This window comes from Microbacterium sp. (assembly GCF_036566905.1).
In the GTDB taxonomy this organism is placed as follows: domain Bacteria; phylum Actinomycetota; class Actinomycetes; order Actinomycetales; family Microbacteriaceae; genus Microbacterium.
This window is the reverse complement of record NZ_DATCVK010000108.1, coordinates 1-8340: the sequence shown is the minus strand read 5'-3', so window position 1 is coordinate 8340 and position 8340 is coordinate 1. Positions and strand designations below refer to the sequence as shown.

8 protein-coding genes and 1 pseudogene are annotated in these 8340 nt (G+C 71.0%); 7 read left to right on the top strand and 2 right to left on the bottom strand.

Going from position 1 to position 8340, the window contains the following annotated elements:
• Positions 1-702 (top strand): annotated as a pseudogene (locus VIP82_RS07945) (hypothetical protein); the annotation flags it as partial.
• A 1-nt stretch (position 703) separates the two neighbouring features.
• Here the strand turns inward: VIP82_RS07945 and VIP82_RS07940 are convergent.
• Positions 704-1093, bottom strand: coding sequence for a phage holin family protein (locus VIP82_RS07940; RefSeq protein WP_331907381.1), 390 nt, complete (start codon positions 1091-1093; stop codon positions 704-706).
• Positions 1094-1182: 89 nt separating this feature from the next.
• Here VIP82_RS07940 and VIP82_RS07935 point away from each other — a divergent pair, with 89 nt between their 5' ends.
• From VIP82_RS07935 to VIP82_RS07920, 4 genes are all read left to right on the top strand, one after another.
• Positions 1183-2304, top strand: a complete 1122-nt coding sequence (locus VIP82_RS07935) for a histidinol-phosphate transaminase (protein ID WP_331907379.1) — start codon at positions 1183-1185, stop codon at positions 2302-2304.
• Between the two features lie 53 nt (positions 2305-2357).
• Entirely contained in the window at positions 2358-3482 is a 1125-nt protein-coding gene (locus VIP82_RS07930; RefSeq protein ID WP_331907377.1) for a thiamine pyrophosphate-dependent enzyme, read from the top strand.
• Positions 3483-3571: 89 nt separating this feature from the next.
• Positions 3572-4537, top strand: coding sequence for an alpha-ketoacid dehydrogenase subunit beta (locus VIP82_RS07925; RefSeq protein ID WP_331907383.1), 966 nt, complete (start codon positions 3572-3574; stop codon positions 4535-4537).
• A gap of 17 nt (positions 4538-4554) precedes the next feature.
• The gene (locus VIP82_RS07920; RefSeq protein WP_331907375.1) at positions 4555-5931 is read left to right on the top strand and encodes a dihydrolipoamide acetyltransferase family protein; all 1377 of its coding nucleotides are present in this window, start codon (positions 4555-4557) and stop codon (positions 5929-5931) included.
• Positions 5932-6136: 205 nt separating this feature from the next.
• Here VIP82_RS07920 and VIP82_RS07915 read toward each other — a convergent pair whose 3' ends face one another.
• Positions 6137-6781: a DUF2238 domain-containing protein gene (locus VIP82_RS07915; protein ID WP_331907373.1), complete on the bottom strand. Its 645-nt coding sequence runs from the start codon at positions 6779-6781 to the stop codon at positions 6137-6139.
• Between the two features lie 81 nt (positions 6782-6862).
• Between VIP82_RS07915 and VIP82_RS07910 the strand changes: the two genes are divergently transcribed.
• Both VIP82_RS07910 and VIP82_RS07905 read left to right on the top strand, forming a co-directional pair.
• On the top strand, positions 6863-7927 hold the full coding sequence (locus tag VIP82_RS07910; protein ID WP_331907371.1) for a metal ABC transporter solute-binding protein, Zn/Mn family: 1065 nt from the start codon (positions 6863-6865) through the stop codon (positions 7925-7927).
• 5 nt (positions 7928-7932) lie between these two features.
• The coding region (locus tag VIP82_RS07905) for an ATP-binding cassette domain-containing protein (RefSeq protein WP_331907369.1) at positions 7933-8340 on the top strand (408 nt) is incomplete at its 3' end.

Sequence of the window (8340 nt, the reverse complement as noted above, 5' to 3'; positions counted from 1 at the left end):
GCGAGCTCCCCGGCCTCGGTCGCGCCGCAGAGCCTCGCGGCAGCGACCGCGCGGATCCCGGGCGCGGGCGACTCACGGGTGCGGGTCGAGCGGTACACGATGCCGGACGGCTCGCGGCAGTACGCCGTGTACATCGCCGGGATGCAGTCCGCGGCGATGGGCGGCGACGACGCATGGGACAACGCCTCGAACGTGGAGCTCTACGCCGGAAGGATGTCGGACTCGTACGCCGCGACAGAAGCGGCGCTCGCCGCGGCCGGCGCGCAGCCGGGCGAGGCGATCCACGTGTTCGGGTTCTCGCAGGGCGCGATGATCGGGTCGCACCTGGCGCTCGAGGGCCCGTACGATACCCAGACGCTCGTCTCGCTGGGCTCGCCGGTCGACGCCGACGTCGGACCAGGGACGCTGAGCGTGTCGGTGCGTCACGCCGACGATCCCGTCGTGGCTCTCGCCGGCGGAGGGCACGGCCAGCCCGTCGGCGCGTCCGGCAGCTTCATCGTCGAGCGGGTCTCCGACCCCGACGTCGGCCTCGACGAGGTGGGGCTGCCGGCGCACCGGCTGACGGCGTATGCCGAGACGGCGGCGCTCGTCGACGGGTCGTCCGATCCTCGCGTCGACGGGCTGCGACACGTGTTCGACGACCTCGCGCGTGCGGACGCCGTCGAGGTCACCGAGTACGCCGCGAGGCGCGATGCGGACTGAGTCAGTCCTTGCGAGGCCGCAGGATGATGCCGAAGATCCAGTTGATGAGGGTGATGATGACCGCCGCGACGACGCCCCACCAGAAGTCCTCGACCCGCAGGCCCCAGTTCCACCAGTGCGTGAGCCATGCCGTGAGCCACAGCAGGAACGCGTTGATGAGGAGGCCGATCAGCCCGAGCGTGAGGATGTAGAGCGGGAACGCCAGCACCTTGATGACGGTGCCGATGATGGTGTTCACGAGCGCGAAGATCGCCGCGACGATGAGCAGCGTCAGCACCAGCTGAAGCGTCTCGCCCGGCGGGAACGCCACGACGGTGACCTGGAGCGCCGGGATCAGGGTGACGACCCAGATCGCGAACGCGTTGACGACGACGCGGATGAGGAAGCCCATAGTCCGCCCAGTCTTCCATGCCCCTCGGCCGCGGCCAACGAGATCACGACCCGAGACGTGGCCTCGCTCCCGCTCGTAGACTCGGGACCGTGACCGACGCTCCCGAGATCCCCGTCCGCGTGCGCCCCGAGGTCGCCGCGCTGCCGCCGTACAAGCAGGGCCGGCAGGCCGGCGCAGAGGCGTTCAAGCTGTCGAGCAACGAGAACCCCTTCGACCCGCTGCCGGGCGTGCTCGAGCGCGTGCAGGCGGCGACCGCGCTGAACAGGTATCCGGACGCCAGCGCCGCGCGGCTGCGCGAACGCCTCGCCGAGCGCTTCGCCGTCGGCGCCGACGCGATCCACATCGGCGCCGGCAGCGTCTCGATCCTCGCCCAGCTCGTGCTGGCGACATCCGGCCCGGGCGACGAGGTCATCTACGCGTGGCGCTCGTTCGAGGCGTATCCCTGGCTCGCCGTCGTCGCCGGTGCCACGGCCGTGCAGGTGCCGCTCGCCGCGGGCGCCCGCCACGACCTCGACGCGATGGCGGCCGCGATCACCGACCGCACCCGCGCCATCATCGTGTGCAGCCCCAACAACCCGACCGGACCCGTCGTCACGCAGGCGGAGTTCGACGGGTTCGTCGCCCGCGTGCCGGCAGACGTGCTCGTGATCCTCGACGAGGCGTACTCCGAGTTCGTCACCGACACCGACGCCGTCGACGGTGCCCGGGTGCTCGCGAGCGGCGGCCACCCCAACGTCGTCGTGCTCCGCACCTTCTCCAAGGCGTACGGGCTCGCCGCCCTCCGGGTCGGCTATGCGGTCGGCCATCCGCGCGTCCTCGACGCGGCCCGCAGCACGGCGATCCCGCTGTCCGTCACCGCCCACGCCGAGGAGGCCGCGCTCGCGAGCCTCGACGCCGAGGATGAGCTGCTCGAGCGCGTCCGCGTGATCGCCGAGCGTCGTGACCGGCTCGCGGACGGCCTCCGCGAGGCGGGCTGGAACGTGCCGGAGGCGCAGGGAAACTTCGTGTGGCTGCCGGCCGGTGACGAGACCGCGACCTTCGCCGCCGCCTTCGAGGAAGGGGGCCTGATCGTCCGTCCGTTCGCCGGTGACGGCATCCGGATCTCCGTCGGCGAAGAGGAATCTGTCGAGAAGGTCCTAGCGATTGCAGCATCCGTTGTGAAGAACCTCCCGGAAGGGCACGCAGGAGTGCGGGCTAGCGTAGAACGGTGACCCCGCCTGAAGACTTGGTGACGACTGGCGCCACGGCACCTTCGGAAACCACCGTGCCCGAAGACCCCGCACTGATCCGCTTCCTGGAAGCGGACGGCACCTTCGCCCCGACCCCTGCCGCCGAGCGATACCGCGCCGCGGTCGACGCGCTGAGCGACGCCGACCTCGAGACGTTCTACCGCGACATGGCCGTCATCCGCGCGTTCGACGTGCAGGCGACGAACCTCCAGCGGCAGGGGCAGCTGGCCCTCTGGCCGCCGAGCTACGGGCAGGAGGCTGCGCAGGTCGGCTCCGCCCGGGCGGCCCGGCAGCAGGACCACATCTTCCCGTCCTACCGCGAGCACGTCGTGACGAAGATCCGCGGCGTCGACCCGATCGACATTATCCGCGTGATGCGCGGACTGACGCACGGCGGGTGGGACCCGACCGACCCGAAGAACGGGAACACACACATCTACACGCTCGTCCTCGGCTCGCAGACGCTGCACGCGACCGGGTTCGGCATGGGTCTGGTCTTCGACGACCGGTGCGGCACCGGAGATCCCGACCGCGACGAGGCCGTCATCGTCTACTACGGCGACGGCGCGTCGAGCCAGGGCGATGTGCACGAGGCGATGGTCTTCGCCGCGAGCTATCAGACCCCCGAGGTCTTCTTCCTGCAGAACAACCAGTGGGCCATCTCGGTGCCCGTCTCCACGCAGTCGCGCTCGCCGCTGTACAAGCGCGGCGCGGGGTACGGGATGCCGAGCGCGCTGATCGACGGCAACGACGTCCTCGCGAGCTGGGCCGTCACACGGGCAGCGCTCGACGAGGCGCGCGCAGGCGGTGGGCCGCAGGCGATCGAGGCCATGACCTACCGGCTCGGTGCGCACACGACGAGCGACGACCCCACGAAGTACCGGCCGTCGAGCGAGGAGGAGGCGTGGCGCCGCCGCGATCCCCTCGCACGCATGAAGGCCTTCCTGCTCGCGCGGGGTGCGTCGGAGTCGTTCTTCGCCGACGTGGATGCCGAGGCGGACGCTCTCGCCGACGACATCCGCACCCGCACCAACGCGCTGGGCGGACTCGAGCGCGACGACATCTTCGCCCACGTGTACTCGGAGCCGCATCCGCTCATGGACGAGCAGCGGCAGTGGCTCGCCGGGTATGAGGCATCGTTCGAGGGAGGCGCATCGTGACCGTGCTTCGACAGGCTCAGCAATCGGCGAGTGCGCCCGCGACGGCGAGCGCGCCCGCGACGGCGGAGGCGGCGGCCTCGGTCACGACGATGCCGCTCAGCCGCGCCATCAACGCCGGTCTGCGCGCGTCTCTCGCCGGCAGCGACCGCGTGCTGCTCATGGGCGAGGACATCGGCAAGCTCGGCGGCGTCTTCCGCATCACGGAGGGGCTGCAGGCCGAGTTCGGCGAGCGCCGCGTGATCGACAGCCCGCTCGCCGAGTCCGGGCTCGTCGGCACCGCGATCGGGCTGGCGCTCGCCGGATTCCGCCCGGTGGTCGAGATCCAGTTCGACGGGTTCGTGTTCCCCGCCTTCGACCAGATCACCTCGCAGCTGGCCAAGATGACCAACCGCCTCGAGGGCGCGGTGCAGATGCCCGTCGTGATCCGCATCCCGTACGGCGGGCACATCGGCGCCATCGAGCACCATCAGGAGAGCCCGGAAGCGTACTTCACGCACACCCCGGGCCTGCGGGTCGTGAGCCCGTCGACGCCGAACGACGGGTACTGGATGATCCAGGACGCGATCGCCTCGGCCGACCCCGTGATCTTCCTCGAGCCGAAGAGCAAGTACTGGCAGAAGGGCGAGGTCGACACCTCTGCCCGCGCCCTGCCGCTGCACGCGTCGCGCATCGTCCGCCGCGGCACCGACGTCACCCTCGTCGGCCACGGCGCCATGGTCACGACGATGCTGCAGGCCGCCGTGCTCGCCGAGGCCGAGGGCACCAGCATCGAGGTCGTCGACCTGCGTTCGCTGTCGCCCGTCGACTACGGTCCGATCCTCGAATCGGTGCGCCGCACCGGTCGCATGGTCTACGCGCAGGAGGCGCCGGGCTTCACGTCGCTCGGCTCGGAAGTCGCCGCGACGGTGATGGAGCGCGCGTTCTACGCGCTCGAGGCCCCCGTGCTCCGCGTGTCGGGCTTCGACGCCCCGTTCCCCCCGGCCAAGCTCGAAGGCGTCTTCCTGCCCGACGCCGACCGCATCCTCGAGGCCGTCGACCGGTCCCTCGCCTACTGATCCGTGAGGAACTCCGCATGAGCACCCAGACGTTCGTTCTCCCCGATGTCGGCGAAGGCCTCACCGAGGCCGAGATCGTGCAGTGGCGTGTCGGCCCGGGCGACAGCGTCGCGGTCAACGACGTGCTCGTCGAGATCGAGACCGCGAAGTCGCTGGTCGAGCTGCCCTCGCCGTTCGCCGGCACCGTCGGCGAGCTGCTGGCCGCCGAGGGCGCGACCGTGAACGTCGGCACGGCGATCATCACGATCGCCTCGACGACGGATGCCGCACCTCCGGCCACCGTCGGACAGTCCGAGCACGGGCAGCCCGCCGAGCCCGCCGAGGGCGAAGGAGCGGTGCTCGTCGGATACGGCACCGGCGGTCAGGTGCAGTCGCGGCGGCGCAAGGCCGCCGTTCCCGCAGCGGAGCGCGTCGCGGCATCCGTCGGCATCATCGCCAAGCCGCCGATCCGCAAGCTCGCGCGAGACCTCGGGGTGGAGCTGTCGGCCGTGGCGCCGAGCGGCCCCGCCGGCGAGGTGACCCGCGAAGATGTGGTGCGGCACGCGTCCCAGGCCAGCGTGTTCCGCAACATCGAGACGCCCGAGTGGGGCGACGTGCGCGAGGAGACCATTCCGGTCGCCGCGCCGACGCCCGAGGAGCGGCCGACGCCCGGTCCCGCGGTCGCGCCGTCCACCCCCGTCCCCGACGCCGCCGGTCGCGAGGAGACCATCGCCGTCCGGGGTGTGCGCAAGGCCACCTCGTCGGCGATGGTGCAGTCGGCGTACTCGGCCCCGCACGTCTCGGTGTGGACCGACGTCGACGCCACCCGCACGATGGAGCTCGTGAAGCGCCTCAAGACCTCGCCGGACTTCGCCGACACGAAGGTCTCGCCGCTCTTGATCATGGCGCGCGCCGTGATCTGGGCGGCGCGGCGTACACCGATGGTGAACGCCGCGTGGGTCGATGCCGAAGGCGGCGCCGAGATCCGGGTGCGGCGGTACGTCAACCTCGGGATCGCCGCGGCGACGCCGCGCGGCCTCCTCGTGCCGAACATCAAGGATGCGCAGGACCTGTCGATGCGCGAGCTGGCCCGGGCGCTGGAGAAGCTCACCCTCACGGCGCGGGAGGGCAAGACGACTCCGGCCGACCAGCACGGCGGAACGATCACGATCACGAACATCGGCGTGTTCGGCATGGACGCCGGGACTCCGATCATCAACCCCGGCGAGGCGGGCATCGTGGCACTGGGCACGATCCGGCAGAAGCCCTGGGTCGTCGACGGCGAGGTGCGCCCGCGCTGGGTGACGACCGTCGCCGGCTCTTTCGATCACCGCGTGGTCGACGGCGACGGGATGTCACGCTTCATCGCCGACGTGGCGTCGATCCTGGAGGAGCCGGCGCTGCTCCTGGACTGATGCCACCGATTCCGCATCCCACGAGCGAGAGCGGTCGAGCTCGGTCGTAGCGTCGCAGGAACTCGTCCAGCTCGTCATGCGCATCCGGCATGTCTGCCCAGTGCTCGTGCCGGGCGCCGTCGATGAGACGGAGTTCGGCTCGGGGAATGCGTGTGGCCAGAAGGCGTGCGTCATCCACCGGACACCGCTCGTCGTCGGTGCCGGCTCAGCCGTCGGTCGGCCGCGGCGCCTCCGCGATGGCGTCCCGGTACTCGGCACGGAGCAGCGAGGCGGGCGCGAGAGAGCGCGGGCGACCGAGGATCAGCAGCAGCGCGATCGCGAACAGGCCGCCCATCGTGCCCGCCATGATGTCGGCCATCGTGTCGTCGAGCCCGCCCTGGGAGACGGTCCCGATCAGCTGGTCGCTCGCGAACTCGCAGATCTCCCACGCGGCGGCGAACGCCATCGCGGTCAGCTGGATGACGGCCAGCGCGAACCATGCGGGGAACGCGGCGTTCACCCGCTCCTCCATACGCCGCACCCACAGCATCCCGAGCCACGCGAGCATCACGCCGGAGTCGAAATGGATGAGCGTGTCCCAGTCGGCGATCGCGACATAGACGTTCAGCGCGCTGCCCGCGTAGGGGCCCAGCGTGATGAAGATCAGGTAGTGCAGCTGCAGCGCACGGGGCAGCGTCGTGCGGAAGACGAGCTCGGCGGCAGCGGGCGCCCACATCGACAGGACGAGGAGCGCCGTGAGCAGCACCTGCGCCGGCAGGCCGGCCGCGGACAGCACCAGGGCGAGGACGAGGGCTCCCGTCTGGAACGGAAGGGCGAGCAGCAGCGAGCGGCGGACGACCAGCGGGAGCACGGATCCGACGCTATCAGCGGGCCGATCCGCCGGAAGGCTGAGGATTTGAGAACGATTCTCATTAGCGTTAGAGTCGCTGACATGACCTCGTTGCGACGCTCCCTGCCTGTGCTCGGCCTGACGGCGGCATCCGCCCTCGTCCTCGCGGGATGCGCGGGCACGGCAGCGAGCGACGACGCCGACGCCGACGGCCGGCTCTCTGTCGTCGCGTCGACCAACGTCTACGGGCAGATCGCCGCTGAGGTCGGGGGCGACCTGGTCGATGTCACCTCCATCGTGACCAACGAGTCGCAGGACCCGCACTCGTTCGAGCCCAGCGCCCGCGACCAGCTCGCGGTGTCGAAGGCCGACCTCGTCATCGAGAACGGCGGCGGCTACGACGCGTTCGTCGATGCGCTCATCGAGTCCAGCGGCGCGGACGCCCCGGTCATCACCGCCGTCGAGTACTCGCACGACTGGCCCGACAACCCGGGCCACGCCGACCCGCCCGCCGCCGACGAGACCGACACCGACGAGACCGACACCGAAGAGACGGATGCCGCGAGCAGCGACACCGCCACCGAAGGCGCCGACGACCACGCCGACGAGACCGATCACGACCACGGCCACGACCACGTCGAGGGCTTCAACGAGCACGTCTGGTACGACCCGCACACCATCGCGCACGTCGCCTCGGCGATCGCCGACGAGCTGGGTCAGCTGAGCCCGGAGGACGCCGACACGTTCATCGCCAACGCCGAGGCGTTCGGCACCGAGGTCGAGCAGCTCGAGGCCTCGCTCGGCGACATCGGCGCCGCGCACGGCGGCGAGAAGGTCTTCGTCACCGAGCCGGTGCCGGTGTACCTCACCGACGCCGCCGGACTCGAGAACGCGACGCCCGAGGCGTTCAGCGAGGCCGTCGAAGAGGGACAGGATGTCGCGCCCGCGACCCTCCTCGAATCCCTGGCGCTCGTGCGCGACGGCGGAGTGAGCGTTGTCATCACGAACACGCAGACGGGCGGGGCGGAGACGCAGGAGATCGTCGGCGAGGCCGACGGTCTCGGCATCCCGGTGATCGCGTTTTCGGAAACGCTTCCCGAGGGGGAGACTTACATCTCGTGGATGCAGGCGAACATCGAGGCGCTGAACACGGCGCTGCAGGCGTGACACCGGTGTCCGGCCCCCGCGATCGGCGGGTGGTGCTGAGCATCCGGGATGCCGCGCTGCAGCGCGGCGGCAGGGAGCTTTGGGCCGGTCTCGACCTCGACGTGCATGCCGGAGAGCTGGTCGCCGTGCTCGGACCCAGCGGGTCGGGCAAGACGACGCTGCTGCGGGCGATCCTCGGGCTCGAGCCGCTGTCCCGCGGCGAGATCACCGTGGAGGGCGCGCCCGTGGAGGGGCACGGCAGCCGCCGCATCGGCTACATCCCGCAGGCGCGCCCGCTGCCCCGCGACACCTCGCTGCGCGGCCGCGACCTTGTGACCCTCGGCGTCGACGGCCACCGCTTCGGGCTGCCGATCCCACGCCGCGGCGATCGTGCCCGCGTCGACGCCCTCATCGACGCCGTCGGCGCCCGGGAG